This window comes from Microbacterium testaceum, assembly GCF_001476655.1.
GTDB classification, from domain to species: domain Bacteria; phylum Actinomycetota; class Actinomycetes; order Actinomycetales; family Microbacteriaceae; genus Microbacterium; species Microbacterium testaceum_C.
In genome coordinates, this window is record NZ_LDRT01000013.1 from 1 (window position 1) to 26,340 (window position 26,340).

Below are 26,340 nucleotides of genomic sequence, written 5' to 3' on the forward strand. Positions count from 1 at the left end.
TGTAGTCGTGCTTATGAGGGGGCTGCGTACGAAGAGAGCGGTACGGGTAAGATCGTGGGCAGGGGTAGATGGTTATAAAAGACATCCCGAAAGGGGAGCCGCGAGCGGTAGGTTTAACGCCCGGGTGGTGTTCCGGCAAGACGCCGTTGCCCAAGGCATCGAAAAAATCGGAATGCTCCAAGCTGGTCCGGCAAGAAATGGCCCCCCCGTGCAACCCAGGGAAGCGGGAGCGGGGGCATACCCCCCCCCCCCCCCCGGCAGGGGGGCGGCGTATGACGGCGAAACGGGCGACGAAGTCTGGTCCAGGGTCACAAGAAGCTCCTCAAGCTGACGCGAATGACCGGCACGGCTGCCGGCAGACGACGAAAGTAGACCGCGCATCGAACGTCTTTCGAAACCACCCCTGTCCGCGCCCTTCAGGGTGAAATGACCCCAGCCGCACAGGCAGACGCCGCCCCGCAGACGAACCGAAGGTTCACGTGCGATCACCGGTCTCCGTGGAAGTCGTCCATCCGCTTCATCGCTGCCGCGGCGGGCGGCAGGTCAGTTCACCTGGCCTCGTCGAAATCTCACCCGACATCGTCGCGCGATCATGGAGGCGGCGACGCCTGGTCTCATCGAACACAGCGGCGCGAAGCCGTCCACCGGCATCGGGCCGCTTCCCGCTCAGCGCGACGCCTGAGCTGCGACGACCGTGGAGATGAGGTCGAGGACCTGTTCCCGCCCTTCGGCGAACGGCATCAAGATCCTGCCTTCGGTCGTGACCAACGCAGCTGCCGGACGTCCAGCGGGGAGACCGAGGTGCTCGGCGAGCGTACCCGACAGGTCCGCATGTGCGAGCGCCGCGCGCTCACTTCGATCTCGAGGGACGTGGCCGCCGTCCCCCACCGCCATGACGATCCGCGGCTCAACCTCACCCAATGGCGACGACTGCGCAGCGTCCGTGACGTCATCGCACGAAGAACACCCGGGTCGAACGAAGACGAGCAGCTGCGCCCGGCCACGCAGTGCCCTCTGTAGCGGGTCGACTACTTCACCGTCCAACGCCGCCACCAGTGCAGGCGCCCCGCGTGGATTCACCTGTTCCCTCGCCACAGGTATGGCCGAGTGACGGGACCCGGCGAATCCGAGTGCACCGACGATGCACGCCAGGACCGCGACCAACGCGGCCCCCGCGGACTCGACGCCTCCGCCGAAGAGGGACGGAGTCCGCCCGGCGACGAAGCACAGGAAAGCGCTAACCGCGGAAAGCGAGGCCACAGTCGCGAGAGCGAGATTGCGACGGGTCGTCACCGCGCCCACGGGCGACGCGACCATCTCTCCGAAGCAGCCGCAGTCTTCCGAAGAGCCGAGCCGCGAGGCTCGCACGGCCACGACGAGAAACCCGACTGTCATCGCCCACGCAACGACCACCGCCGCCAGATAGACCGCGCCGGTCCCCGTGACCATACAGACGGCGCAGGCGAGCTCGATCAGTGCGAGGCTCGTGATCGCGAGGCGCGGCCGCGAGATCCATCGTTCCAGCCGGAGAGCGGTGACCGACCGCTCGGCGGCGGCCGACGCATGGAGCTTGGCGGTCCCGCTGAATGCGAGAACCAGCACGAGCAGGAAGCCCAGGCCCGATATCAGCGTGTCCACTCAGCCAGTGTGCGGAAAGACGAAGAAGGAGGAAGCGGAGAGCCCCTCCAGGGGTGCTCGGGTGAACCGGCATGATTCCCAGGCGCTCGAGAGAGTGTTCGTCAGCCCGGTCAGGCTCAGCGACCGCTTCGGCGGTGTCACACGACGAACCGCCCGTTGCGGATGACGATAGTCTGCGGAGTGGTTGACAGGGTTCCCACCTGCGCACTGTCCTGATACACGCGAACCCGCGAAGGCTCCGCCGCGTTCACCCGCAAGCGATAGCCCGACGAAACCGCCACCCCGTTCAGGGCCGCGACGACCTTGTCGTGAGTCTCGTCGCCGTTCACAGTGACCGTCGCCACGGTCTGACGCGATGCGTTCTGCAGAGTCACCTGATAGTAGAGCTTCCCCTGGAAGTAGTACTCGTGCGGCGTCGCCCCTGTCGAGGTCACGACGAGCCTGCTGCCGTCCGCGCTCATGCCGATCCAGCCCACGAGCTTGTCGTACCACCCGACGAACAACAATGCTGAGGTCACCGTGACCGGTACCGCTCGCCACAGAACCTCTTGCGTGCCATCTGTCGCCTGCAGGATGGCGACGACGCGCCCCTCGGTCGGTCCGACATTGATGGCGGACGATTCCCTGCCGACCACGGAACTCGGAGATCCGTCGAGCGAGGACGTCTCCGATACGTTCCCGATCGACGAGTCACGATCACCCAGATACAGCGCCGCATTCGATGCCGCGAAAGTCCCGACGGGAAGGTTGTATCCCACGGTGCGCTCGCGGTGCGCGTCCCGCGAGTCGATGGCGGTCCAGATCTGGTTCTGCAAGGCGGGGTAGGACTGGAGCGCCGACAGCACGGAGGCCGAGATCGGAACGCCCCAGGCGGTGAAGAACGGCCCCAGGTTGCGATCCGCGACCTGAGAGGCGACCTGGGCGAAGAGGTCCTTCTTCTCTTGATCGGTGGATGGCATCGCCAGGCCCCGGATTCGACGCACGCGGTAAGCCTGGCTCACCGCGGGGTAGAACCCCTCGCCGAAGGACTGGCGCAACTGGTCGAAGAGGAACAAGGGGTAGAAGGGGTCTTCGTCCGTGAGCCGTGAGAAGCTGCGATCAGCGACCGGCTGCGCGAAGAATCTCGCGATGCGGTCCTTCGCCTCGGGCCACTGATCCAGACGGTGCTCGCCGGTGAGCCGCTGCTGCAGCGCAAGGGAGGAGATGTTCACGGTGACCTCGCCCAGACCGCCCCACGTGTACGACGGCGTCTGGAACGTGTGTCCGACCTCATGCCAGACGCCCCATGTGTCCGGTGTGGTGAGCAACGTCTCGCTCGCGCCGGTGTCGATTTGGAAGCACAACCACTGATTGGTGGCGAAGGCCCACCCCGCACCGGAATCCGCCCCGGAGAAGTAGACCCGACCCGGTCGCTTGCGGGCTATGCCCACGGCGGCATATGAGAGCCCATACACATCGCAGGTAAAGGAGAGGATCCGGTCCAGTCGCCGCACCACATCGGCTGCGTCCCAGCTGACACTCCTGCTTCGCATGTCATCGACCAGCCGCCGTTGGAAATCGGCGAACGCTCGGTCGCCGATGAGGCTGACGACCGGCGACGCCGACCAGGAAGAGAGCTGCGCGGAAAACTCCTCCGGCTTGGTCCGGTCTTTCACCCAGACGGGGTGGGGGCTTCCCCCCGAGAGCGTGACGCCGGCCGCACGCTCGGTCGACGAGTTCGTGACGAAGACGATGCCGTCCTGAGCGGCCGTGATGCTCTGGCGACCGGGAGTGAGAGCGACGGTGGTCAGCTCCCTGCCCTGGCCGCCGTTGAAGTCGCGCCACGGGCCCCGCACACCGATTGCCAGCGAGAGTGTGGGCGGCGCATCCGCATCGACCACGACGTCCAGCACGTCGCCCGCGACGACGTGGCGCCCGGTGGGCTGCAGGTCGCTGTGAGTGAAGCCGCGGTTCTCGAGAGCGGCGGTCTCGTCCTGGCCTCCGTGAGGCAGGGCGATGATGCGCGTCGTGGTGCCCGTGGAGTCGTGCATCACGACGGACAATGGCCTGATCTCGAATGCCGTGCTCGCGTTGCCCGAGGCCGAACTGACCGTGAGCATGCCCGTCGCCGCAACTGCCCCGCTTCGTATACGCATGGTCGTCTCATAGACGCCCGAGCCATTGGTGACACCTGACGGCTGATCGATCACGCCCTGCGCGGGGTCGCTCAGCGCCAGGGTCATCGGCTCGCCACTACGGGGGCGACCCGAGTCATCGACGCTAGTCGCCCGCACCGTGGTCACCTCGTCGGGGTAGAGCGAGGAACGTGATGTCGCAACCGCGATGCGCCCCGGCGAACTCGCCGCAACCAGGGGCGCGTGCACGGCCGCAGTAAGCACCGGCACGGCCCAGACCCCGCCGGCAAGAATGGCCCGACGTGTGGCATCCACGGTCATTGCTCTGTCCCCCCTTCGATCGGCGCGTCCGATGGAGATCATCGGGCGTGTCCGACGTTGAACGGTACGTCGGAATCGCGAACCGACCCCCTGGACGTGTAGCACTGAGCCGGGTGAAGTCAACCGCTCGAGGGGCTCAGAGGACCGATCGCCGGTCGGAAAATCATGGCCTCATGGTGGGACCCGGACAAGATCCCCGGCACTCCGAATGAATGGGCGAGTATACGGCCCGGTTCGGTCGTCGTCTCGCTACTGAGCTTGCCGTCGCCGACATGACGAGGGCCGTGTCGGCGGTCATAACGACTCCCGCCGACACGGCTCATCGAATCACGATGCGATGCAGACGAGGATGCCTGCGTTGCTCAGCATGAGGGATCGCCGACCGGGCGCCCGGCCTCGACGCAATCCCCCTGCGGCACTCGCATCAGGCCTTAGCACGCGTACTTCGTGTAGGACGCGATGCTTGTCGAGCCCTGCGTACCCTGGGCGGTGATCGCCTGCGTCTCAACGGCCGTGTCCCCGAGATACAAAGCGCCGGAGGCCGCGAGAATGTATCCCCCGCCGAGAACGAGCGCCCCGGAGAAGTCGGTCGACAGAGTGGTCGTGGACGCCGAACCATTCGACCACTGGATCTTTCGCACCTTTCCGTCGGTGCCCAGAGCCGAGCAGATCGGTGTGCCGGCTGCGCCCCACCCCACCGCACTGGCGACGCTCGAAAGGACTTGAGAACTGCCGTAGTAGAGGTTTCCCCCCGGGGTCAGGCAGAAGCCCCCTCCCACAGCCTTGGGGCGGTTGGCGATCACCGCGAAGGTTGCGACGACGCTCGATCCGTTCGCCTGCTCGGCCAGCCCGTTGCTCAGGACGATGGATGCTTTGGCGGCGTCCTTGATGTTTCCCTGGGCAGCCTGGACGCCCGTTGCGACCTGGGTGTCCTGGTAGAAGACCTTCCCGTCGGACGTGAAGAAGTAGCCCCCCACGAGAGCCGTTGCGCCCGCGAAGTTCGTGGTGAGGTTCGTGAAGGTGCGCGACCCATCATCGAGGAACATCCGTGCAGTGCCGTCCTTCGCGATCATCGACGCCTGACCCTTCCAGGTGTTCAGGGTCCACCCACTCGCCGACGAGATGTTCGAGGCGATCTTGTCATTGGCGTAGTACAGATCACCGGAGGGGGCGAGCACGAACGCATGACCGACAGGACTCGGCTTCACAGGAACAGCCGGATACGGCGCGCTGAGTGATGTGCCCGTAGCTTGTTCCACGACTCCGTTCTTCAGGACGATGGATGCCTTGGCGGCGTCCTTGATGTTTCCCTGGGCAGCCTGAACGCCGGTTGCCACCTGACTGTCCTGGTAGAAGAGCGTTCCGTCGGCCTTGAGGAAGTAACCTGCGACGAGTGCTGTCGCGCCTGCGAAGTTCGTGGTGAGGTTCGTGAAGGAGCGCGACCCATCATCGAGGAACATCCGTGTCGTGCCGTCCTTCGCGATCAGCGACGCCTGACCCTTCCAGGTGTTCAGCGCCCACCCACTCGCCGACGAAATGTTCGAGGCGATCTTGTCATTGCCGTAGTACAGATCACCCGAGGGGGCCAGGACAAACGCATGACCGACCGGTGTCGAACTCCCGGGTACAGCGGTCCACTGGATCGGACCCCAGGTCTTCCCGGCGTCGCTTCTGTCGCCGACACCGTACCGATACACCGCACCGGCCGATGTCACGTACGTGACGAAGTAGTAATTGTTGTCCCAATCCCCCATCGCCTTCGCGACACCCGTGGCGATGACGTTGTTGCGGAAGTAGAGCTGACCGGACGGACGCAAGAAGTATGCTGCACCGACCGCGACCGCGTCGGCCGGAAGACCGGCATACGCTTCGATGACGCCTCCGATGTTCGCCACTTTCGCCCCCGACGCGTCGTTGAAGTAGCAGACTTCATTCTCGTAAAAACGACCCTGCACAAACGCGCTGAAGACACCGGAAGCAATCTTGGTATTGGCACTGAAAAGTTCACCAGAACCGGTCAGAGAGAAACCGGAACCCAGCGGAGTCGGATAGCTCAGAGATGGGATACCCGAGTACTGAATCGGCCCCCAAGTCTTGCCGGCCTGGCTTGCGTCTCCGGCGCCGTACCGATAGACCGCTCCGGCCGACGTCACGTACGTGACGAAGTAGTAGTTGTTGTCCCAGTCTCCCGCGGCCTTCGCGACGCCCGTGGCGACGACAGTGTTACGGAAATAGAGCTGGCCGGAGGGACGCAGAAAGTAGGCCGCACCAACAGCCACAGAATCTGAGGGAACGCCCGCGTAGGATTCGATGATCCCCGAAACGTTGGCTACCTTCATACCCGAAGCGTCGTTGAAGTAGCACACTTCGTTTTCGTAGTACCGGCCCTGAACGAAGGCGCTGTACACACCCGCGGCGAGCTTGGTGTTCTGGTAATAGAGGCCCCCGAGCCCGTCAGGAAGAACCCGGATCCGAGCGGCTTCACGGCGACGTTCGACTCGGAGGGGAACGAGATCGCGGATCCCTGCTGCACTCCCTCGTAAAGGATGAACAGCTGCCCATTGCCGTCGATGTAGTCGGCTGCGTAGTGCGAGTTGCGATAAGAACCGGCAGCCGATTGCACTCCGCTCGCCACCTTCGAGCCCTTGTAGTACAGGTCGCCGCCCGTCGTCAGGTAGTAGTCGGCCCCCACCGACGTCGCATTCGTCGGAACTCCCGAATAGCTCTCGGCCACGGTGCTGCCCGACAGACGGCTGCCACCCGAATTCGTGTTGTAGCTCACGAACGTCGCTGACGGGGAGGTGTAGACCTTGGCGCTTAGGACGCCCGAGGCGACGACAGTGCTCTGGTTGTAGAGAGACCCGTCCGACGCGAGGAAGTATCCGCCACCGAGTGGTTGAGAGTCGGACGCGACGCCGGACACGGCGCTTCCCGAGGATGACGAGTTCGCGACCGCGGCGACGACGTTCGGGGTCACCGCAGCATTCGCACTCGCCTGCGCAGACGAGGTGCTCGCCGTTGCCGCGGCCACGGCGGTGAGCACGACCGTTCCCCCTGCGCCGGGAGTGGAGATGGCCGGGAGAGCGACAACACCATTCGTATCGCTGACCCCGGAGTAGGTGGTCGACCCCGTACTGAACGCGTACCCCTGGGGGAGGGAGACAGAGACGGAGACGCCCGCTTTTGCCACCTTGTTGGACATCGCGGTGATCTTGACCCCGGAGATGCTGGAGCAGCCGCTAGCCGAGTAGCTCGACTTATCGAACGAAAGGTCGACCGGCGTGGTCGATGCGGCGAAGGCGGGTGTCGTCGTCGCGAACATGATGACCGGCACGCTCCAGGCTGCTCCCTGGATGATGTGGCGGCGGGCGACAGCGGGCGAACCACTCTCGCCGTCGACGAATCGGGACAGAGACTCGGACGTGCGATCAGTCACAGTGGTGGCTCCTTAGCAATGGGCACGGGCGAACGTCGGCGAGGGATAGGGATGCGTGAATCGATCCGTTGCATCGCGACGCTCAACAGAGTCATCGACGACGAGCCGTTCGGTCCACCTCGCCCTCTTGCCGCGTCACATATTGGTTCGCTTCGGTTCACATGCCCCGTCAGGTCGCGACAGGCGGTCGCCGAGCTCGCCGCTTCGACGAGTGATATCAGTCGCAGATTCAGGTGAAAGCAGTCGTCGTTTCAGGAGTCCGATGCGCGGCAGTTGTCAACGTGTACCCACGTCCCGAGTAACTGTCGCTGCTCGACGCGCCCTCATCCGCCATCTAAGAAGGGAGACCTCGAAGTCATGACGCAGGAGGAATCGGCCACCGAGCTCAAAGGCCCGATGTCCCCGGTTCAGCCACCCCGCGTTGCGCTTCTCGGAGCCGCTGCTCAGCGCTGGTTCACCACTCGCGGGTGGCACGCGGAGCCTCTTGCCGGATCAGATCCTCTCCGCGTCTTCGCCGATGAGGTCAGCGTGGACTCGTTCATGGTCCGCCGCGTGTGGCACACCGCAGCCGTGCTCACACCGATCGCGCCTCGTCTCGCCGCAGAACCGCAGCCCGGCATACTCCTCCAGGTCGAGGGCGACCTCACCGTCGATTCGTTCGTCTCGGATCCGGTGCGCCTCTCAGCCGGCGGATCCGCTCGCATCGGACCAGGCATCCTGCCCGCTTACCGAGCCCCGCAGTCGACGGCGCGTATCGAGGTTCGATCGCGATCGCGGCTCGCCACCGCGCGCGAGGTGCAGGGGGTACTCGCGGTCGACACCCTGACGTCGAGCTGGCGCCTGCTGGCGAACACCGTGAACGCCCTTCTCAACGGCGAGGTTGATACGGATGCCGACAGCTTCACGGCCGTGCAGTCCGCGATCGAGTACCTGGCGTCGGCGGTGGCTTCGGAGATCGCGCCCGTGGTGCCGCCCGCAGAAAGGGACACCACGACGACGGCGTTCACCCGACTGCGCCTTCGAAGCGAGCACGTCATCCACAGGCACGCGAACTCGCCCGAGTTCACGGTCGCCGTGCTCGCTGACAAGCTCGGCGTGTCGCGCAGCTACCTGGCCAGAGCCTACGTCGGGACAGACACGACTCCCAGCGAGCGAATCCGCGCCGTGCGCCTTGAACTCGCCGCGGGGGCGTCCGCGGATGTCTCGGGTGAAACGCGCGCGACCCGCGCCGGGTTCTCTTCGTCGCGCGCTTTCAAGCGCGCTGAGCGAGCGTCGGGTACGCGCCTCGCGGCGGACCGGTGAAGAAGTCTCCCGGGGCGGAGAAGCTTGCCTCCATGACCCTGGCCTTCAGCCAGCCGACGGCCGACCCGTCAGCGGAGAGACGTTATCGGTGCTGCGCCATCAGTCGCAGAACCCGTCGCGCTGAAGTGCGGGATCGTTCAGCAGGCCTCCGTCGATGTCGAAACCGGCCAGCAGATTCTGTCCCTGGACGGTGGCTGACGTCAGCCTGAGGGCCGCGGGGAGCCGGTCGGCTATACACAGGCTCCGCGTGCCGAGGATCGAGTCAGCCACTCCCCCGAACTGGGAACGGAGAGTCTCGGCGTCGATGCTGTTGCCACCGAGCTCGAACCCGGCGGGGGTGAGCGTCAGATCGCCGTTCGCCGCACCCGGGGTGACGGAGACGCCGACGGGAATCCCCACACCGAAGACGGAGAGCTCGTTGACGAACGCGAGGTCAGGCGCCGCCATCTGGACCGTTCCGGACGGGAAGCCCGGGATCTGCGCCAAGAGGGTGCGCAGCTGATCCTCGTCGAGCGCCACCGACGCCGTTCCCCCCTCGGCGGCCGCGCCACCCGAGACCGGAACACCCCGCATGTCCACCACGACGTCGCCCGTGATGGGGCCGAGGGTGACGTCGTTCGACGTGATCGTCACGTCGTCGAGACGCCCGCCGAGCACCTGCGGGAGCACGATCCCGGCGACCGCCACATCGACGTTCTGATCGTCCGGCAGGCCGACGTTCTTCACGACGAGCGAGCGCACCGTGCTGGTCACGACGGAACGCGCGATGAACTCCGCGGCGACCACCGCACCCGTCACCAGCACGACGACCACGATGAGGATCGCGATCCATCGGCGGCTGTTACGCGGGCGCGGGGCCGCGGCATCCGTCATCCGCTTACATCCGCTCCGGAGCGGAGACGCCCAGCAGGGTCAGACCGTTGCGGAGCACCTGACCCGTCGCGTCGTTCAGCCACAGTCGGGTGCGGTGCACCGTCTCGACGGGAGCGTCGCTGAGCGGAATGACACGGCAGTTGTCGTACCAGCGGTGGTAGAGGCCCGCGAGCTCCTCGAGGTAACGGGCGACGCGGTGCGGCTCGCGGACGTCGGCGGCGTGAGCGACGATCCGCGGGTACTCCTGCAGGGCACCGAGCAGCGCCGACTCCGACTCGTGGTCGAGGAGCTCGGGCGCGAACTCGGAGCGGTCGACTCCGGATGCCGTGGCGTTGCGCGCCACGTTGTGCGTGCGCGCGTGGGCGTACTGCACGTAGAACACCGGGTTGTCGTTCGTGCGCTTCTGCAGCACGTCGAGGTCGATGTCGAGGTTCGAGTCGGCGGAGCTGCGCGTGAGGGCGTAGCGGGCGGCATCCACCCCGACGATCTCGACGAGGTCCTCGAGGGTCACCACGGTTCCGGCGCGCTTCGACATGCGCATCGGCTGGCCGTCGCGCACGAGGTTGACCATCTGGCCGATGAGCACCTGCAGGTTGACGTTCGGCTCGTCGCCGAAGGCGGCGCACATCGCCATGAGGCGCTGGACGTACCCGTGGTGGTCGGCGCCGAGCATGATGATGCAGCGGTTGAAGCCGCGCTCGCGCTTGTCGAGGTAGTACGCCAGGTCGCCCGAGATGTAGGCGGGCTGCCCGTCGGACTTGATGATGACACGGTCTTTGTCGTCGCCGAACTCGGTCGAGCGCAGCCAGGTCGCCCCGTCGGCCTCGAAGATGTGGCCGAGTTCGCGAAGCCGCGCGACGGCGCGCTCGACCGCGCCCGAGTTGTGCAGGTCGTTCTCGTGGAAGTACACGTCGAAGTCGACGCCGAACTCGTGGAGCGACTGCTTGATCTCGTCGAACATGAAATTCACGCCGAGCTCGCGGAAGGCCTCCTGCTTCGCCGCCGCGTCGAGCGCGTCGATGTCGCCGTCGTAGGCCTCGGTCACGCGCTGGGCGATGTCGTGGATGTACGCGCCGCCGTATCCGTCGTCGGGAGTCGGGTCGCCCTGGTGGGCGGCGACGAGGCTGCGGGCGAAGCGGTCGATCTGCGCGCCGTGGTCGTTGAAGTAGTACTCGCGGGTCACCTGGGCGCCCTGCGACGAGAGGATGCGCGCGAGGGCGTCGCCGAGTGCCGCCCAGCGCGTGCCACCGAGGTGGATCGGGCCGGTGGGGTTGGCGCTGACGAACTCGAGGTTGATGACCTCGTCGGCGCGGGAGTCGTTCGTCCCGAACGCCGCACCCTGGTCGACGATCGTCTTCGCCAAGGCTCCGGCGGCCGCGGCATCCAGGCGGATGTTGATGAAGCCGGGCCCGGCGACCTCGACGCTCGCGATGCCATCGACGGAGGTGAGGCCCGCGGCGATCTCGGCGGCGAACTCCCGCGGGTTCGCGCCGACGACCTTGGCGAGCTTCATCGCGGCGTTGGAGGCCCAGTCGCCGTGGTCGCGGTTCTTCGGCCGCTCGAGGGGCAGGTCGGCGGCGCTCAGCCCCGCCGAAGAGCCCTCTCGTCGCGCCTCCGCGAGCGGGGCGATGACGGCGAGCAGGGCAGCGGAGAGGGCAGCGGGATCCATAGCCCTGCAATTCTAGGGCGCGTCACCTGGGAGGCCGCGTCAGGCGATCTGCACCAGGGCTTCGTGGTCGTCGGGGGTCGTGGCATCCGGAATCTCGTTCTCCAGAACCGCGTCGACGTGCATCCGCTCGAGGCCGACGTACCCGCCGTGATAGCTGAGGAAGGCGCAATCGGCGGCGTCGCGACCCGTCGCGATGCGCACCAGCGAGCGGCGATCAGCGAGGCGGGTCGCATCGACGACGTACCAGGCGCCGTCGAGGTAGGCCTCGGCCACGGCGTGGAAGTCCATCGGCTCGAGGCCCGGGGCGAAGCACGCGGCGTAGCGGGCCGGCATGTCCATCGCGCGCAGCAGGGCGATGACGACGTGCGCGTAGTCCCGGCAAACGCCTTGCCCGGTCATGAGGGTCGTGACCGCGCTGTCGGTGCCGAGACTGAGGCCGGGCGTGTAGGTGACCGTGGATGCCACGAAGCTCGACACCGCGGCCAGCAGGTCTGCCCCCGCGAGGCCGCGGAACTGGCGGCGCGCCTGCGCAAAGACCTCGTCGGACTGACAGTAGCGACTCGGTCGCAGGTACGTGATGGTCTCGAGATCACTCGTGTGCGGCGTCTGCGACGGCCCCTGGACGACGGCGTCGTACCGCACGGCGAGTGGACCCTGCTCGGCCGTGAGGCGGTGCAGGCGGCTTCCCGACTGATCGACGATCTCGGTCGGCGTGTACAGACGACCGCCCTGCGAGAAGGTCAGACTCTCGCTCGCCAGGGGGACGCCCTGGGCGGCGGTGATCTGGAAGATGAGGTCGACGGACGCCCCCAGATCGAGGTCGAGTTCAGCGGTCACCCGGCGCGGCACCGGGTAATCCTCGCATGTCCCGAGGGCGGTTCGGCCCGCCGCGCGAGAAGACCTCCTAGCCGTCCTTCTTGCCGGGGCCTCCCGAGCCCGGGCCCTTGTCGTCCTTGCCCGGACCTTTGCCCTTGTCGTTCCCGCCCGGGCCTTGCTGGCCGGGGTCCGCCGGCTGCTCGTCGTCGGCTCCGTCGTCGTCGGAGATCGTCGGCTGCTCGTCTGGAGCCGGCTCCGCGGTCGGGGTGGAAGTCGGGGTGGGCGTGGGTGTCAGCGAGGTCAGGTCGGCGCGGACCGCGGCGATCCGCCCCAGGATGGCCTCGGCCTCGCCCGTCGAGAGAGTGCCCGCGTCGCGACGGGAGACCACCTCGGCTTCGAGCGCATCAAGGGTGGCGAGGGCCGACGCGTAGTCCCCCGCCGAAGCCTGGTTCGCGACCGTCTGCACGGTGCTCTGCCACGCGGTGGGTTCGGCCGCCGGGGGCGTGCAGCCGGTGAGTGCGATCGCGGCGGCGAGCAGCAGACCGGCACAGGGCAGGAAGCGTCGTCTCACGGCCCGACCTCGGTCCAGAGTTCGCCGAGGTGCTGGTCCAACGGCGACGGCAGTGCGGGGAGATCCGGCGCAGCGCCCGCCGGCGAACCGCTCAACGCCGCTACCGTGGCGATCCCGCCTCCCGCGAGCAGAACGACAATGACGGATGCCACGAGCAGCCACCGGCGGGGGCGTCGAGGGCGTTCTTCCGCCAGGACGCGCGTGGGGGCGGTGTCCCCCCGAAGAACCCGGGTTTGCGTCGCCGCGGCCTCGGAGACGACGGGAGTTCCGGTCCCGGCACCGACGGACAGGGAGCGGAGCGCAGCGATGAGGCCCGCGGCATCCGGTCGCTCCGCAGGATTCGTGGCGGTCATGCCTTCGAGAACCTCCCGCCACGGTGCCGCGAGGTCGGCGGGGATCTCCGGCGCGGCCACGAGACGCGCGGCGAGCGCCTCGTGCGGGGTGCGGCCCGAGAACGGCCGGGTGCCCGTCAGCGCCTCGAGGAGGACCAACCCGAGCGAATAGATGTCGCTCGCGGGAGCCGCCGGCATCCCCCGAGCTTGCTCCGGGCTCAGGTAGGCGGCGGTACCGACGACCGTCTCGGCTTTGGTGAGGCGGGTGGAGCCGACGAGCGACGCGATGCCGAAATCGGCGAGCGTCGCGCGCGGCGTCTCGCCGGGATGGCCGCCCGGACGGATGAGGATGTTGGAGGGCTTGACGTCACGGTGGACGATTCCGCGGGAGTGGATCACCGCGAAGGCCTCGGCGATCTCGGCACCGATGCGCGCGACCTCCGGCTCCGCGATCGGGCCGCGGGCGATGAGGTCGGCGAGAGTGGGACCGGCGATGAGCTCCATCGACAGATACGCGGGGGTGGACGCCAGGCGTGCGTCGTACAGCGTGACCAACGAGGGATGCGAGAGAGAGGCGAGGAGACGGATCTCGGAACGTACGCGCGCTGCGTCCGCCGGATCCGCTCCTTCTCCATCGATCACCTTGAGTGCGACCGTCCGCCCGAGCGAGGTATCCATCGCCTCATAGACCCGGGCGTAACCGCCCCGACCCAACAGCCTGCCCAGGCGGTAACGTCCGTCGAACAGGTCGTCGACGGACGCGTCGTACGGCACGGTGGGATTCGAATCGGTCATGATCGCTTTCTCGGGGGCGGTGACCCCGAGAGCATTCAGACGAGGTCGTCGTTCGAAGAGCGCGTCGTCGAACGGGTGACCTGCGCTCCCCCGACTCCTTCGGTACGGGTGACGGTGTCGGTTTGGCGACGCCGCACGAGCAGAACGATTCCGATGAGGAAGACGACGACGCCCGCACCCATCATGATGTACCCGATCATGCTCAGGTTCACGAAATCATTCGGCAGGTTCACGGCGAAGGCGAGGATGGCGCCGATGACGAAGAGCGCGATACCGGCTCCGATACTCATGGGAGACCCCTTTCGAGAGATGTTCCAGCATCCCAACGACGTGCGAATACGTCGGATGGTCTTGACAAGGCCGTCAGACGTGCGCTTCACCCCCATCGCGAAGGGGATCCTCGAGGACACGCGACCTCGCGTCTCGGTCAGACTGTCGGCCGTGCCGGCCCCCGGAGCGGCACGAGGAAGGCCACATGACGACGTTCACCGGCGATCACCATCTCGACGTCGATGCTCTCGGCGTCTCGATCCGCATCGACGGGAGCGGCCTGCCCTCTCGGGATCTCGGGCAGCTCACCGAAGCATGGTCGGGCGCTCGATCGAGCAGCGAGCTGCCGCCCGTCGCCACGGTCACGCCGCGGCCCCGTTTCCACTTCGACGACACGGTCGCCGACGTCACGACGCAGGTCACCCTCGCCGCCCTGGCCGCGCGGCGCGGGGAGATCTGGATGGTGCACGCCGGCGCCGTCGCCGACGAGCACGGACGGGTGGTGATGTTCTCGGGTCGATCCGGCATGGGCAAGACCACGCTGATGTCGAGGCTCGCGCGCGAGTTCGCGTACGTCACCGACGAGAGCGTCGGCATCGACGCGGGAGGCGGGGTGCTGCCGTACCGCAAGCCGCTGTCGATCATCGACGACGCCGCGCGGGCGAAGCGTCAGGCCTCTCCCGCCGGTCTGGGTCTGCGCGAACTCCCCGACGCGCCGCTGAGGTTGCACGCGATCGTCGTTCTGGACCGCGCCGAGATCGACACCCCCGCCCGACTCGAGCCCCTCGACATCGCGGACGCCATCGGCGCGATCGCCCCGCAATGCAGCTACCTCTCCGAGCTCGACGCTCCCCTGCGCACGATCGTGGGCCGCATCGAGGGCGTCGGTGGCGCTCTTCGTCTGCGATACCGCGAGGCCGAGGACACCGTCGCACTGGTTCGCGCCGTCTTCGCCACCCCACCGAGGACGCCCCTGACCTCTACCGCCCCGCAATCGCCGATTCGTGAGGCGGCGGCGAGGGGGTTCGGACGCACGCCGGTCCTGGATGCCATCTCCATCGACGGAGACCGCCTGGTACTCATGCAGCGCAGCGCGAACGACGAGACCGCTGTCCACATCATCGACGGCGTGGGCCCCGCACTCTGGTGGGCCGCGGACGGCGTCTCGTTCGATGAGCTGGTCGCGGCCGCGGTGCGCCGTCATGGCGTCCCCGCCGACGGCGACGCGGCGAGCGCGGTGCGGTCGGCAGTGGAAGCGCTGTGCGCGGCGGGGCTCATCGAGGAGCGGTCCGGCACCGAAGGGGCTGGTGAAACAGGACGGCGGTTCGGGTGAATGGTCTCGCGTGGCGGCGACGAACCCCCGCTCACGGAACGGCGAAGGCCGCGATCATCGATCGCGGCCTTCTTTCTGGTGCCCCCGACAGGAATCGAACCTGCGACCTTTGGTACCGGAAACCAACGCTCTATCCCCTGAGCTACGGAGGCGGACGGTCAAGGTTATCACCGCACCGCGACCACCCCCGACGCCGCCGGACCCGTTCGGGCGAGACGACGCCGGGGGCGCGGCATCCGGATCACTCTTCTCCGATGACACCGATCCCGGTGGCGTGGTGGTCGACGGTGGGGTCGTCCTTCGTGGGCGCCTTCGACGCCTCGTCGGGGTCGTTCTCCTGGCTCGGCTTGACCGTGGGGTCGTCGCCCAGGTCGGCGGCGTCATCGGCGGGGGCGGAGTTCTGGGGGTCGCTCATGGCATTCCTCTCGTCGCTTACCCCCTCACCCTGGCAAGGCGAGGGCGAGCGCCCCAGAGGCTTGACCCCGGCGGCAGCCGGGCCTATCGCCCGAACAGCGCCCTCACGCGGCGGCCGAACGGCGGAGTCAACACGACGGACCGACCGTTCACGTCCACGGTCACGGAGGTCCCCCCGAGCACGCCGGAGCGCGCCGGCACCGCGTCTCCGCGGACGTACGCCTCGGCGATGTCGACGTAGACGGCCAGCAGCCGGGCGCTCTCGTCTTTCGACGAGGTGGTGTCGACGAGCTGTGTGCGATGGCCCGTGTCGGTCTCGACCGAGAACCACCGCGATCCGGGCGTCGACACGGCCGCCCAGCGTCCTCCGCGCGCGAAGCGCGCACGGGCTGCTCCGTCGCGCAGCTCCGTGACGACGTCGAGGTCGGTGTGCGCGATCGCCAGCACCTCGAGCATGGCCAGGGCCTCGGCGGCGGTGACGTAGTCGGCGCGGTCGGCGCTCAGGCCGCCCCACTCGAATCTGCGCTCGCCCATCAGACCTCCCGCGTCGCGTCCCCCGAGCGTAACCCCGGCACCGGGGCGCGGCATCCGGAATCCGAACCTGAAAAGAGGCTGGGAGACCCCTACGATGAGCGCATGCACAGTTCGAGCCCGTATTCCATCACCGACCAGACATCGATCTTCGCGCTCAGCGCGACCAACTCGCTCATCGGACTCGCCGTCTACGTGCTCCTCGTCGTGGCACTGTGGCGCGTGTTCACCAAGGCCGGGTACCCCGGCTGGCTCGCGATCATCCCCATCGTCAACCTCGTCTTCCTGACCAAGATCGCCGGGTTCTCGGGATGGTTCGCCCTGCTGTACCTGATCCCGATCGTCGGGTTCGTGTTCTACATCATCGTGTCGATCCGCGTGGGGCGCGCCTTCGGCCACGGCTGGTTCTTCTCGATCGTGCTGCTGGTGCTGCTGCACATCATCGGCTATCTGATCCTCGCCTTCAGCAGCGACACCTACCGCGCGGAACGGATCCGCTGAACACGATCCCGGATGCCGGCCCCGGGGGCCCCGACGAGCTCGAAAGTGCGCTCGTCGGGGCCTTCTCCATACGGGGAGCGTCACACGGGGCGGAGCCGGTCGTCCGGGTGAAGGCTGCGGAGGCGCACCGACCCCTCGAGGATCGCGCGCAGGGCACGGGGACTCAGCTCGAGCTCGGCCGAGACGCGCTCGAGGCCCGCACCCGAGGACACCGCCGTGCGCAGGGCCGCCTCGGCATCCCGCGCGGCGTCTTCGACATCGGCCGCCGTGCTCGCGATGAAGGCGGCGAGCCGCGCCTGCGCCGCGCGGATGGTGACGCGCTGACGCTCGAGCGCGTTCGCGGGGCTCATGCGCACCCCCCGGCGGCTTCGCGAGCCGAGGGGGCGGCGAGGGGCGATGAGTCCATGACGGCGGTCGAAGGCATGAGTGTCTCTCCCGGGGATCCGTCGCGCGCGCGGAGCGGCGGCGACAGTTCATGTTCTCGAACGACGGTGAACGCGCGCATCCACCTCAAGGTGTATTTGTGGCCCCCTTGGTCAGCGGAGCCACACGCGGGATGCTCTCGCTACGCCGAACGGTAGACGTCGATGCTGTCCGGGCGCTCCGACGCCGCCGCGACGAGCGCGATGACCCCCAACCCCAGAGTCGGCGCGAGCACCGCCACGATGCCGATCATGTTCGCGATCACGAGGACGTCCTGCCCGGCGCCGGCTCCGAAGAGCACGGACACCGTGATGTACTGCAAGGCCGCCGCGCCGACGCTCAGGCCGAGTGCCCACATCGGCATCCATCGCCACCGGCGCGGCACCGCGCCCAAACGGGCGATCTGCACCGCGGCGACGAGTCCGGCGGCCATCGAGACGATCCACCCGCCCCAGGAGACGACGGAGCTCGCGACCACGGCGGGGTCGCTCGCGGAGAGCGGCTCGGGCAGAGCGATCGTGATGCCGTCGAACACGAGCGGGGTGACCGCGACGACGACCAGCGCCGTCATGCCGAGCGGGCGCCGCGCGACGACACTCGCGTCGCGGGAGAACCCCACAGCGAAGCAGATGACGCCCGCTGCCCAGACGAGATCGATCACGACCCGCAGGACGGTCGGACTGAGCATGTACTGCCCCGCGAGGAGGGTCAGCAACCCCGCCACTCCGAGCAGGATGCCCCCGGTTCTCCACGTCCTCGTTCTCGCGCGCATCTGCCCAGGCTATGCGGGGCGGCCGGGAACAACGGATGCCACGGACGCGGGGTCGCATCCGTGGCATCCGTCTCAGTCGCCCTTCACGTTCACGATCTGCCGCAGCGTGTGGCGCACGGTCACCAGGTCGGCGGCATCCGCCATCACCCGGTCGATCGGCTTGTACGCCTGCGGGATCTCGTCGATGAAGGCCTCGGTGTCGCGGTACTCAATCCCCGCCATGGCTTCGCGCAGCTGCTCGTGCGTGAACGTCTTGCGCGCGGCCGACCGCGAGTACTCCCGGCCGGCGCCGTGCGGAGACGAGTTCAGGGCCATGGCGTTGCCCCGCCCCTCGACGACGTACGACGCGGTGCCCATCGACCCCGGGATGAGTCCCGGGCGGCCGGCGTCGGCCATGATCGCCCCCTTGCGGGACACCCACACCTGCGTGCCGAAGTGCCTCTCGGACTCGGTGAAGTTGTGGTGGCAGTTGATCCGCTCGCGCTCCTCGACGGGGGTGTCGAGGAAGCGGCCGAGCTGGTTCGCGACGCGGTCCATCATCTCCTCGCGGTTGAGCAGGGCGAAGTGCTGAGCCCAGCGCAGTTCGCGGATGTACCGGGTGAACTCGGGCGTCCCTTCGACCAGGTAGGCCAGGTCGGGGTGCGGAAGCTCGATCCACCACTGCTTCGCGAGCCGCTGCGCCACCTTGATGTGGTGCTGCGCGATCCGGTTGCCGACCCCGCGGGAGCCGGAGTGCAGGAACATCCACACGTCGTCGTTCTCGTCGAGCGAGATCTCGATGAAGTGGTTGCCGCTGCCCAGCGATCCGAGCTGCTGCCGCCAATGGCCGGCGTACGACGCGGGGTCGAACTCCGCCTTCTCGGCGAGCGCCTCGAGCTCCGCGACACGTGGCTCGGCGGTCGCGACGATCTTGCGGTTGTCACGACCGGCCGAGAGCGGGATGGCCCGCTCGATCTGCTGCCGGAGTTCCGCGAGGTCTCGGCCGTCGAGGTCTGCGGCGTCGAACTGCGTCTTGACGGCGATCATGCCGCAACCGATGTCGACTCCGACGGCCGCGGGCATGATGGCGCCGAGCGTCGGGATGACCGAGCCGACCGTCGCGCCCAGGCCCAGGTGGGCGTCGGGCATGAGGGCCAGGTGGGGGTGGATGAACGGCATGCGCGACGAGGTACGGGCCTGCTCGATGGTCTTCTCATCGATCAGGCTCGCCCACGACACCAGTCGTTCGGTGAGCTTCTGCATGGATCCTTTCCTTCGGGTGATGCGCGCTCGCGTGAGGCGAGGGCGCGGTGGGGGAGCCTCAGGTGCGGGCACACTCCCCCACTCGCGTGGAAAGAGAAACGCCCCGACCTGACGGTGCGGGGCGTGAGAAGACGGGTGTCTAGACGACCGGCGCCGGAGGGTACGACGGGAGGAGGAACGGCAGGAACGTGTCCTGCTGCCCCTGCTGCTCCAGGCGGCGATCGCGGTTCGCGGTCATCGTCTCGTCTTTCCTCGGCATCCCGCGCCGAGTGGCGCGGACTTGCGAACATAACGGATGCCGCCGACTCGGCGCAAGAGTCGCGGCATCCGTTTCACCCGATCACCTCGTCGGGTGGGGGTCTCAGGCCTCGGTCGGTTGATCGAAGTCCCAGTCGATGGCCCCCTCGTCGTCGGCGTCGGGTTCCACCATGCGCAGCTGCGTCTGGGGGTAGAGGCGATGGTTCTTGAGCTCTTTGGCGGCGGACGAGAAGTCGGGCTCTTCGTCGTCCCATTCCACGGGCGCGGACAGGACGTCATTCCCGACGCCGATGACGAGCTCGGCTTGGGCGACCTTCCTGTCGCTCGTGACGATCGGGATACTCACCGCCTCGGCCTGGCCTTCCTTGGCGACCGCCGCCGTCAGTTCGATGAGCGACGACGCGACGTCATCGGTTGTCATCACGGTTTCCCCGGCATATGTCACGCAGCGCATTCCTTCACCCTGAGGTGTCCCGAAAGGGTGAGGGGGGTGGGTTGCTTGGACGGGGACGGTGCGGTACGCCCTCAGTCGCGAGAGCGGGCGGGACGGAACACCGCTTGGTCGAGCTCAAACCAGACGGCGCGGACGGTCTCGAACTCACCGAACCGCTCCGGAGGGGGATCCGACAGAGAGAGCCGGTAGCCACGCGGGAGGTCGTCCACGTGCTGTCCGTCGCGCGGTCCGCCGACGAGCACGTAGATCACGAGGACGCGTCCGTCGCGCCCTCGACCGCGACTCCGTCGACGGCATCGCTCATCCGGCGAAGGAATGCCACCACGACGGCGGACTCCTCGGGTGACATGTCGATGACGGCCGCCAGCATGCGGCTGTGCATCTTGCCGAGCGTCTGTCGCACCTCTTCGTCGGCGCGTGGAGTCGACTGGATGAAGACACTGCGGCGGTCGTGGGGGTTGGCGACGCGGACGATGTGCCCGGAGCGCTCCAACCTGTCGAGCAAAGCAGTCGTGGAGGCCGTCGAGAGACCGAGGTAGCGCGTGAGTTCTCCGGGCCGCACTCCGTCGGCCGTGCCGCGCAGGAGATAGCGCAGCACGAGGAGCTCGTTCTCACCCATCGACATCGAGTCCCGGGTGCGGCGACGCATGGCCACCTCGGCGGCGCGGTAGATGCGGAGAGCTTCGAGCACGGCCTTGTGGCGCTGCCGGCGATCCGAGACGGCGTCGCCGTACCAGTAGCTGGGCTGGTTGGCGGTCGTGCCGCGGTTCGCGAGATCGACGTCGGTCACGGCTGATCTCCCCTCGGTTGGGTGAACTATACCCCAGAAAAATAGTTAAACGAGTTAGTTACTAAGCGAGTATGTTCTCAGTGAAGCTAAGCACTCGCGAAAGGAGCACCCATGAACCCGGCATCTGACCCCTCCTCTCCCAAGTCGGTCGCGATCGCAGACCGCCCCGCTCCCGCCGTGGCGACGACATCCACGCGCACGATGTGGGCAAAGGTCGACACCGGATTCTGGGTCGCGCATCGCGCCGGCGAATACTTCGGCTGCGTCGACCAGGTGGCCGGCGGCTATGTCGCGCGCGACGCCCACGGCATCCCGATCGGCCGGTACGACGGCCTGAAGGCGGCCAAATCGTCTCTGCGGAGCACGACGCATCCGCTCAACGTCGCGCGACGCGTCCAGGCCGAGCGTGCCCGTCTCGCGGCCGCCACCGCCGTCGGTGTGACCGCCCTGGGGTTCGCGCTGACCGCCGGCGCCCTGGCACCGTTTCTGTGAACGAGATGAACGACATCGACCTGCGCGATGAGGCGGACGACTTCGAGGACGCCGCCGCCGCCGCGTTCGCGGAGCGGTACGGCGTCGCTCCCCTCTGACACCTGTGTGCACGCGTCGACCCCCTGGACACGCGGGGGTCACCGTGCGAGCGTCTCTCGCGAGCCACGAAGAGGCCCCCGACGAACGGAGACAGCATGACGAACCACGACGGTCGCGCGGACGACGCCCCCGATCAGGACTCGAACGGCACCGGGAGCGAATCACCCGAAGAGGGCGCGGCGGCTCAGCAGGATGCCGACAACGCCGCGACCACCTCGGACTCCCCCACCGGCGACATCTCGTAACCGCCCTCAGAACGCGTAGCGGACGCGGCAGTACGGAAGCCTCTCGGCGATCAGCGCCGTCAGGGCCGCCACGCTTTGCGCCTTCGACGGATGCCGGTAGCGCACATTGATCGCGCCGTTCTGGGGGTGCTTCTGCTCCTGCGTCGCCGGCGTCCACAGCAGTTCCTCGCCCCGGGGGTGCCAACCGAGGTTGACCTCGTGCTGCGATTCGTTGTGCGTGAGGAAGATCACCTCGCACGCCAGTTGCGCCTTGGCGCGAGGATGAAGGGTCGCGTCGATCTCATCGAACAGCTCGGCCCCGTCGTCCAGCCACGTCGGAGTGAGGATCACGGGCGAGAAGTTCACGTGCACCTCGTACCCGGCCTCGACGAAGTCGTTGATCGCGGCGATGCGCTCGGCCATCGTTCCGTTCTACTCCGGGGCTCCGACATCGGCGCCGGCGGGAGTACCCGGGTGGGGCTGACATCGCGGACACCACCAGGTGCGGCGCTGCTCGGGATCGTCCCGGACCTCTTCACGGACGAGGACCCGCGTCCCGCACCGCAGGCACGGACGGCCGGCACGTCCCGCGACCCAGTGCGACGAGCCCCGGCGCCGATCTCCCGTCGTGACCTGGTACATCCCCGGGACGGTGGCGGAGATCCGCAGACATCGCGCTGCCAGGGCGATGAGCGCCTCGAGATCGGTCGCTCCGATGGGGGCGAAAGGATGGATGCCGCGCAAGAACGCCAACTCGTTGACCCACAGGTTGCCGAGACCGGCGATGCGCGTCTGGTCGAGGAGCGCGGCGACCAGGGGCCGCTCGGGCCGGGAGGACAATCGGCGGACGGCATCCGCGGCATCCCAGTCCTCCCTCAACGGATCGGGCCCGAGATGCCCGATGACGTCGCGCTCGCGCGCGGTGGGCACGAGGTCGACCACGGGGATGTCGAGTCCCCAGACCTCGCGGCCGTCGTCGAGGCGCATGCGGACCCTCGCCTTCTCGCGCGCGGCGGTCGGGAGGGCGCGCCCCGCGCGGGTGATCGTCCACCCGCCCTGCATGCGCAGGTGGGTGTGCAAGGTGGTGCCGTCGTCGAAGCGGGTCAGCAGGTGCTTGCCGTGGGTGTCGTAGCCCTCGATGCGCAGCCCCGCGAGCGCGGTGCCGGCGGCTGCGCCGGACCGGAGCTCCCCATCGCGCACGCGATGGCCGATGGTGGCGGCGGTGAGGCGCTGCCGCAGCCGGTAGACGCTGTCGCCCTCCGGCACGATCAGGGTGCCGGCACGAGCTGGTCGTCGCGTGGGGCCAGGTCGGGCCGCAGGCGCGTGCCGAACTCGTGGCGGAGTGCGCTGAGAGCCGCGTGCCACCCCGCGAGCCCGTGGACACCGGGTCCCGGGCTCGTCGACGACGAGCACAGGTACACCCCCTTCATCGGGGTGCGCCAGGGGTCGGGACTGTAGATCGGGCGCCCCACGAGCTGCGAGAGCGTCGGGGCGCCTGCGGAGATGTCCCCGCCCGGGAAGTTGGGGTTCCACGCCGCGATGTCCTCGGCCGTGCGCGAGGTCGAGGCCAGCACCGTGTCGCGGAAGCCGGGGGCGAAGCGCTCGATCTGCCGGACGATCGCCTCCTCGCGGTCCGCCGGGCTCCCCGACGGCACGTGCGTGTACGCCCAGAGGACGTGCGTGCCCTCCGGGGCGCGGCTTGCGTCGAACAGCGTCGGCTGGGCGGCGAGGACGTACGGAGCGTCCGGCAGATTTCCGCGGACGACGGCGTTCTCGGCGGCCGCGATCTCGGCGCGCGTGCCGCCGATGTGCACCGTGCCGGAACGGGCGACGTCGGCGTTCGCCCACGGCACCGGGTCGCTCAACGCGAAGTCGACCTTGGCGACGCCTCCGCCGTAGCGGAACCGCTCGAGGGCACGACGGTAAGCGGGTGGCATCCGGTCCCCCGCGAGACGAAGGAGGGCGCGCGGCGTGGTGTCGAGCAGCACGGCACGCGCGGGCGGGAGCTCGCCGAGGGAGGTGACCTCGACACCGGCGTGCAGCACGCCGCCGTGCGCGCGGATGTCGGCGATCATCGCGTCGGCGATCGACTGGCTGCCCCCGATCGGGATCGGCCAGCCGCGCCCGTGGCCGTACGTGGCGAGGACGAGCCCCGCACCCCCGGCGGCGAGGCTCGGCTGACGCAGGATCGTGTGGGCCGAGACACCCGTCATGAGAGACGGCGCGACCTCCTCGCGGAAGCGGGCGTTCCACCACGGTCCGCCCTGTTCGAGCGAACGGATGCCGAAGAAGAAGGCGGCGAGAGGGTCGCCGGGGACGCGCAGCAGGGCATTGCCCGTGAAGTCGGCGACCCCGCGCAGGTGCTCGACCAGGGGGCGCATGATCCGCTCGTAGGCGGGGCCGTCGACTCCGAGCGCGTCGGAGGCGCGATCGAGGTCGCGGAAGGCCAGCCCGGCGCGACCGCCGTCGAGGGGGTGCGCGTAGGAGATCTCGGGCACCACGAACGGCACCCGGCGATCGAGCCCGAACTCTCGGAAGAACCACGACTCCAGGGCGAGCGGGTGTACGGCAGAGCCCACATCGTGACGGAAGCCGGGCAGAGTCGACTCCGCCGTGGAGGCCGCTCCCCCGAAGGTGCCGGCGCGTTCGTAGACCGCCACCGACAGCCCGGAACGGGCGAGGGTCACCGCGGCGGCGAGACCGTTCGGTCCCGAGCCCACCACGATCGCGTCGTACCTCTCACTCATCGGTCGATCGGCTCCCGCTCGGCGGTGGACTCGTGGCCGAGCGCGGTGGAACCGCCGCTCGTGCCCGGCGCGCCGCCCTCGGCAAGGTACGCGAGGCGGTGCAGTGTCTCGGCGTTGCGCCACCGTGTGATCGCATCGAAGACGACATCCGGAAGCAGCTTCGTCGGGCCCGTCACCGGCTCCTCCTGGATGCGGACGACGCACATGTCACCGCGGGCCTTCACGTCGATCGCCACGCGGGCGACGCCGATCGGGCCGCCATGGGGTTCGAGGACCGCGCGGCGCGGCGGGTCCCACACCCGCATGACGGTCGTGTCGTTCACGAGCGCCGGCCACGACCCGAAGGAGTGGTGCAATGTGGATCCCTGCGCGGGCCACTCCTCGCCCACGTCGCGCATTCGCGATGCGCCGACGACCCAGAGGGGGTACAGCCAGCCGTTCGCGAGGACGCGGAAGACGTCCCCGGGGGCGCATCGCATCAGGCGCACATTGCGGGCCACAGTCCCTCCTCCTGGTCGTCGGGATGTGCGTCCACGCTACGGGGATGCGGCGGAGGTCGTCGCGACGGTTGCGCTCGAGCGGTTCGCCCGGTAACCGTCATCCGGAGTTCGGGAGGACGAACCACGCGCGCGTGCCGCCCTCGGGCGAGGCGTCGAGGCCGATCGAGCCGTGGTGCGCGTCGATGATGCGTCGGCACGTCGCCAGACCGATGCCGATGCCCGGCACGTCGGCGCCGTGACCGCGCTGCATCGGTTCGAACAATCGGTCACGCAGTCCCGGCTCGATCGCCTCGCCGTTGTCGTCGACGGTGATCCGCCAGCCGTCGGGGAGCGTCTCGACCGCGACGTCAATACGCGGCGTCCGCTCGGCGGCGACCGTGAACTTCACCGCGTTGGCGATGAGGTTCTGCAGCAGCACCCGCAGGAGGGTGTCATCGGCGCGGACGACGGTGGACTCCCCCACCGTGATCTCCGCCCCCGTGCTCACCAGAGCACCGTCGAGGTCTTCCCGCACCGCGTCCACCGTGGCGGCGAGGTCGACCTCGGTGATGCTCGGTCGGGTACCACCCATCCGGGCGAAGTCGAGGAGGTCGGTGACCATCGACGTCATCCGGCTCGCGGCGGCCTCGGCCCGCACGAGGGATTGCGCAGCGCGCGGTGCCTCCGCCATCTCGGGACTGTCGGCCGCCAGCTCGATGAAGCCGGCCAGAGCGGTCAACGGATTGCGCAGGTCATGGCTGACCTGCACGGCGAACTGTTCGAGCTGAGAGTTGGATTCCACGAGCTCGCGCTGGATGCGACGGAGCTCGAGGACGTCGATGACCTGGTGCGCGAGCAGGTCGAGGGCGTGGGCGCTGGCATCCGAGAGCTCTCCGACGACGTCGTCGAAGACGCAGAGAGTGCCGATCGCCACGCCCGCGGGCGTGATGAGCGGGCTGGACGCGTAGAACCGTACGTTCGCGACCTCACCCGTCACGAAGGCGTTCGTCGCGAAGCGCGGGTCGAGCTGCGCGTCCGGGACGACGACGCGCCCCGGGGTGGTGATGACGGCGGCGCACATCGAGTCCTCGCGGGAGCAGGAGGCCGCCGTGAGACCGACCGCGGCCACCTGATGCTGCATACGGTCGTCGATGATGTTGATGACCGCGGTGGGAACCCCGCAGACGGTTGCCGCGAGTTCGACGAGCCCCTGCAGATCGGGCTCGGACGGCGCTCCGACGAGCCGGTATTGCGCGATCGCCTCTCGTCTCGTGACGTCATGCGCCGTGGACATGTCGTCCCCCTTTTGTGGTGCTCCTCACCCGTCGAGCCTAGTGCGGTTACACCTCGCGCGGCCGAGGCGGAAGGGGGTCGCGCGGGCGCACGGACGCCCGGAGAGTGACGTCATGAGCACTCCCGCGCCCTTCCCCCAGACCCCTGCAGA

Annotated in this window: 28 protein-coding genes and 1 tRNA gene; 5 read left to right on the top strand and 24 right to left on the bottom strand. The window is 68.2% G+C overall.

The window, feature by feature from the left end:
- Positions 1–666: 666 nt before the first annotated feature.
- The 4 genes from NS220_RS02590 to NS220_RS02605 all read right to left on the bottom strand — a co-directional run bounded on the left by NS220_RS02590 (position 667) and on the right by NS220_RS02605 (position 7,407).
- The gene (locus NS220_RS02590; protein WP_058622548.1) at positions 667–1,638 is read right to left on the bottom strand and encodes a MauE/DoxX family redox-associated membrane protein; all 972 of its coding nucleotides are present in this window, start codon (positions 1,636–1,638) and stop codon (positions 667–669) included.
- A 137-nt stretch (positions 1,639–1,775) separates the two neighbouring features.
- Positions 1,776–4,067 (bottom strand): M60 family metallopeptidase, encoded by a 2,292-nt coding sequence (locus NS220_RS02595; RefSeq protein WP_193755252.1) that lies wholly within the window; start codon positions 4,065–4,067, stop codon positions 1,776–1,778.
- A gap of 437 nt (positions 4,068–4,504) precedes the next feature.
- Positions 4,505–6,412 (bottom strand): hypothetical protein, encoded by a 1,908-nt coding sequence (locus NS220_RS02600; protein WP_153004128.1) that lies wholly within the window; start codon positions 6,410–6,412, stop codon positions 4,505–4,507.
- Positions 6,409–7,407, bottom strand: a complete 999-nt coding sequence (locus NS220_RS02605; RefSeq protein ID WP_153004129.1) for a hypothetical protein — start codon at positions 7,405–7,407, stop codon at positions 6,409–6,411. Before NS220_RS02605 ends, NS220_RS02600 begins: the two co-directional genes overlap by 4 nt.
- Before the next feature lie 630 nt (positions 7,408–8,037).
- On the opposite strand from NS220_RS02605, the gene NS220_RS02610 reads away from it, so the two are divergent.
- On the top strand, positions 8,038–8,811 hold the full coding sequence (locus NS220_RS02610; RefSeq protein WP_206542984.1) for a hypothetical protein: 774 nt from the start codon (positions 8,038–8,040) through the stop codon (positions 8,809–8,811).
- Between the two features lie 99 nt (positions 8,812–8,910).
- Here the strand turns inward: NS220_RS02610 and NS220_RS02615 are convergent, their stop codons facing one another.
- Genes NS220_RS02615 through NS220_RS02640 form a run of 6 tightly spaced genes read right to left on the bottom strand, consistent with a single transcriptional unit; the run spans position 8,911 to position 14,157 of the window.
- On the bottom strand, positions 8,911–9,684 hold the full coding sequence (locus NS220_RS02615) for an LmeA family phospholipid-binding protein (RefSeq protein ID WP_058622553.1): 774 nt from the start codon (positions 9,682–9,684) through the stop codon (positions 8,911–8,913).
- A 4-nt stretch (positions 9,685–9,688) separates the two neighbouring features.
- A complete protein-coding gene (gene argS / locus NS220_RS02620; protein ID WP_058622554.1) occupies positions 9,689–11,353 on the bottom strand; it encodes an arginine--tRNA ligase in 1,665 nt (554 codons plus the stop codon).
- A 39-nt stretch (positions 11,354–11,392) separates the two neighbouring features.
- The gene (locus NS220_RS02625; protein ID WP_058622555.1) at positions 11,393–12,202 is read right to left on the bottom strand and encodes a transglutaminase-like domain-containing protein; all 810 of its coding nucleotides are present in this window, start codon (positions 12,200–12,202) and stop codon (positions 11,393–11,395) included.
- A 55-nt stretch (positions 12,203–12,257) separates the two neighbouring features.
- The gene (locus NS220_RS02630; RefSeq protein ID WP_058622556.1) at positions 12,258–12,740 is read right to left on the bottom strand and encodes a hypothetical protein; all 483 of its coding nucleotides are present in this window, start codon (positions 12,738–12,740) and stop codon (positions 12,258–12,260) included.
- Positions 12,737–13,867, bottom strand: a complete 1,131-nt coding sequence (locus NS220_RS02635; RefSeq protein WP_058622557.1) for a serine/threonine-protein kinase — start codon at positions 13,865–13,867, stop codon at positions 12,737–12,739. The genes NS220_RS02630 and NS220_RS02635 overlap by 4 nt, the downstream gene beginning before the upstream one ends.
- 35 nt (positions 13,868–13,902) lie before the next feature.
- Positions 13,903–14,157 carry a DUF6458 family protein gene (locus NS220_RS02640; RefSeq protein WP_058597247.1) on the bottom strand — a complete coding sequence of 85 codons (255 nt, stop codon included), beginning with the start codon at positions 14,155–14,157 and terminating at the stop codon, positions 13,903–13,905.
- A 185-nt stretch (positions 14,158–14,342) separates the two neighbouring features.
- Between NS220_RS02640 and NS220_RS02645 the strand changes: the two genes are divergently transcribed.
- A complete protein-coding gene (locus NS220_RS02645; protein ID WP_058622558.1) occupies positions 14,343–15,470 on the top strand; it encodes an ATP-binding protein in 1,128 nt (375 codons plus the stop codon).
- Positions 15,471–15,546: 76 nt separating this feature from the next.
- Here NS220_RS02645 and NS220_RS02650 read toward each other — a convergent pair.
- The 3 genes from NS220_RS02650 to NS220_RS02655 all read right to left on the bottom strand — a co-directional run bounded on the left by NS220_RS02650 (position 15,547) and on the right by NS220_RS02655 (position 16,418).
- Positions 15,547–15,622, bottom strand: a tRNA-Arg gene (locus NS220_RS02650).
- 89 nt (positions 15,623–15,711) lie between these two features.
- On the bottom strand, positions 15,712–15,885 hold the full coding sequence (locus tag NS220_RS19965; RefSeq protein ID WP_193755253.1) for a hypothetical protein: 174 nt from the start codon (positions 15,883–15,885) through the stop codon (positions 15,712–15,714).
- Positions 15,886–15,968: 83 nt separating this feature from the next.
- Positions 15,969–16,418, bottom strand: coding sequence for a hypothetical protein (locus NS220_RS02655; protein ID WP_058622559.1), 450 nt, complete (start codon positions 16,416–16,418; stop codon positions 15,969–15,971).
- Positions 16,419–16,520: 102 nt separating this feature from the next.
- On the opposite strand from NS220_RS02655, the gene NS220_RS02660 reads away from it, so the two are divergent.
- Complete coding sequence (locus NS220_RS02660; protein WP_193755254.1) at positions 16,521–16,916, top strand: DUF5684 domain-containing protein; 396 nt, start codon at positions 16,521–16,523, stop codon at positions 16,914–16,916.
- Positions 16,917–16,996: 80 nt separating this feature from the next.
- Here NS220_RS02660 and NS220_RS02665 read toward each other — a convergent pair whose 3' ends face one another.
- The 6 genes from NS220_RS02665 to NS220_RS02690 form a co-directional block, all read right to left on the bottom strand.
- Positions 16,997–17,266 (bottom strand): hypothetical protein, encoded by a 270-nt coding sequence (locus NS220_RS02665; RefSeq protein ID WP_153004130.1) that lies wholly within the window; start codon positions 17,264–17,266, stop codon positions 16,997–16,999.
- A gap of 215 nt (positions 17,267–17,481) precedes the next feature.
- Positions 17,482–18,111, bottom strand: a complete 630-nt coding sequence (locus NS220_RS02670; protein ID WP_153004131.1) for a hypothetical protein — start codon at positions 18,109–18,111, stop codon at positions 17,482–17,484.
- Positions 18,112–18,183: 72 nt separating this feature from the next.
- Positions 18,184–19,353: an RtcB family protein gene (locus NS220_RS02675; RefSeq protein WP_058622562.1), complete on the bottom strand. Its 1,170-nt coding sequence runs from the start codon at positions 19,351–19,353 to the stop codon at positions 18,184–18,186.
- Positions 19,354–19,714: 361 nt separating this feature from the next.
- Entirely contained in the window at positions 19,715–20,032 is a 318-nt protein-coding gene (locus tag NS220_RS02680) for a hypothetical protein (protein ID WP_242864512.1), read from the bottom strand.
- Between the two features lie 104 nt (positions 20,033–20,136).
- Positions 20,137–20,316, bottom strand: coding sequence for a hypothetical protein (locus NS220_RS19970; protein WP_058622563.1), 180 nt, complete (start codon positions 20,314–20,316; stop codon positions 20,137–20,139).
- A complete protein-coding gene (locus tag NS220_RS02690) occupies positions 20,313–20,855 on the bottom strand; it encodes a MarR family winged helix-turn-helix transcriptional regulator (RefSeq protein WP_058622564.1) in 543 nt (180 codons plus the stop codon). Before NS220_RS02690 ends, NS220_RS19970 begins: the two co-directional genes overlap by 4 nt.
- Before the next feature lie 111 nt (positions 20,856–20,966).
- Here NS220_RS02690 and NS220_RS02695 point away from each other — a divergent pair, with 111 nt between their 5' ends.
- Positions 20,967–21,347: a hypothetical protein gene (locus NS220_RS02695; RefSeq protein WP_058622565.1), complete on the top strand. Its 381-nt coding sequence runs from the start codon at positions 20,967–20,969 to the stop codon at positions 21,345–21,347.
- 194 nt (positions 21,348–21,541) lie between these two features.
- A complete protein-coding gene (locus tag NS220_RS19975; protein ID WP_193755255.1) occupies positions 21,542–21,691 on the top strand; it encodes a hypothetical protein in 150 nt (49 codons plus the stop codon).
- Positions 21,692–21,697: 6 nt separating this feature from the next.
- On the opposite strand, the gene NS220_RS02700 is transcribed toward NS220_RS19975, so the two are convergent.
- The 5 genes from NS220_RS02700 to NS220_RS02720 form a co-directional block, all read right to left on the bottom strand.
- The gene (locus NS220_RS02700; protein WP_193755256.1) at positions 21,698–22,093 is read right to left on the bottom strand and encodes a spore photoproduct lyase family protein; all 396 of its coding nucleotides are present in this window, start codon (positions 22,091–22,093) and stop codon (positions 21,698–21,700) included.
- Between the two features lie 9 nt (positions 22,094–22,102).
- Positions 22,103–22,936, bottom strand: coding sequence for a DNA-formamidopyrimidine glycosylase family protein (locus NS220_RS02705; protein WP_058622566.1), 834 nt, complete (start codon positions 22,934–22,936; stop codon positions 22,103–22,105).
- 2 nt (positions 22,937–22,938) lie between these two features.
- A complete protein-coding gene (locus tag NS220_RS02710) occupies positions 22,939–24,417 on the bottom strand; it encodes a phytoene desaturase family protein (RefSeq protein ID WP_058622567.1) in 1,479 nt (492 codons plus the stop codon).
- The gene (locus NS220_RS02715) at positions 24,414–24,917 is read right to left on the bottom strand and encodes an SRPBCC family protein (protein ID WP_058622568.1); all 504 of its coding nucleotides are present in this window, start codon (positions 24,915–24,917) and stop codon (positions 24,414–24,416) included. Before NS220_RS02715 ends, NS220_RS02710 begins: the two co-directional genes overlap by 4 nt.
- 97 nt (positions 24,918–25,014) lie before the next feature.
- A complete protein-coding gene (locus NS220_RS02720; RefSeq protein WP_058622569.1) occupies positions 25,015–26,190 on the bottom strand; it encodes a GAF domain-containing sensor histidine kinase in 1,176 nt (391 codons plus the stop codon).
- Positions 26,191–26,340 lie beyond the last annotated feature (150 nt).

Excerpts from the sequence above, each read along its gene's own strand:
- NS220_RS02600 (WP_153004128.1), bottom strand. The coding sequence starts at position 6,412 with ATGAAGGTAGCCAACGTTTCGGGGATCATCGAATCCTACGCGGGCGTT.
- NS220_RS02615 (WP_058622553.1), bottom strand. The coding sequence starts at position 9,684 with ATGACGGATGCCGCGGCCCCGCGCCCGCGTAACAGCCGCCGATGGATC.
- argS (WP_058622554.1), bottom strand. The coding sequence starts at position 11,353 with ATGGATCCCGCTGCCCTCTCCGCTGCCCTGCTCGCCGTCATCGCCCCG.
- NS220_RS02635 (WP_058622557.1), bottom strand. The coding sequence starts at position 13,867 with ATGACCGATTCGAATCCCACCGTGCCGTACGACGCGTCCGTCGACGAC.
- NS220_RS02640 (WP_058597247.1), bottom strand. The coding sequence starts at position 14,157 with ATGAGTATCGGAGCCGGTATCGCGCTCTTCGTCATCGGCGCCATCCTC.
- NS220_RS02645 (WP_058622558.1), top strand. The coding sequence starts at position 14,343 with ATGACGACGTTCACCGGCGATCACCATCTCGACGTCGATGCTCTCGGC.
- NS220_RS19965 (WP_193755253.1), bottom strand. The coding sequence starts at position 15,885 with ATGAGCGACCCCCAGAACTCCGCCCCCGCCGATGACGCCGCCGACCTG.
- NS220_RS02655 (WP_058622559.1), bottom strand. The coding sequence starts at position 16,418 with ATGGGCGAGCGCAGATTCGAGTGGGGCGGCCTGAGCGCCGACCGCGCC.
- NS220_RS02660 (WP_193755254.1), top strand. The coding sequence starts at position 16,521 with ATGCACAGTTCGAGCCCGTATTCCATCACCGACCAGACATCGATCTTC.
- NS220_RS02665 (WP_153004130.1), bottom strand. The coding sequence starts at position 17,266 with ATGAGCCCCGCGAACGCGCTCGAGCGTCAGCGCGTCACCATCCGCGCG.
- NS220_RS02670 (WP_153004131.1), bottom strand. The coding sequence starts at position 18,111 with ATGCGCGCGAGAACGAGGACGTGGAGAACCGGGGGCATCCTGCTCGGA.
- NS220_RS02675 (WP_058622562.1), bottom strand. The coding sequence starts at position 19,353 with ATGCAGAAGCTCACCGAACGACTGGTGTCGTGGGCGAGCCTGATCGAT.
- NS220_RS02680 (WP_242864512.1), bottom strand. The coding sequence starts at position 20,032 with ATGACAACCGATGACGTCGCGTCGTCGCTCATCGAACTGACGGCGGCG.
- NS220_RS02695 (WP_058622565.1), top strand. The coding sequence starts at position 20,967 with ATGAACCCGGCATCTGACCCCTCCTCTCCCAAGTCGGTCGCGATCGCA.
- NS220_RS19975 (WP_193755255.1), top strand. The coding sequence starts at position 21,542 with ATGACGAACCACGACGGTCGCGCGGACGACGCCCCCGATCAGGACTCG.
- NS220_RS02700 (WP_193755256.1), bottom strand. The coding sequence starts at position 22,093 with ATGGCCGAGCGCATCGCCGCGATCAACGACTTCGTCGAGGCCGGGTAC.
- NS220_RS02710 (WP_058622567.1), bottom strand. The coding sequence starts at position 24,417 with ATGAGTGAGAGGTACGACGCGATCGTGGTGGGCTCGGGACCGAACGGT.
- NS220_RS02720 (WP_058622569.1), bottom strand. The coding sequence starts at position 26,190 with ATGTCCACGGCGCATGACGTCACGAGACGAGAGGCGATCGCGCAATAC.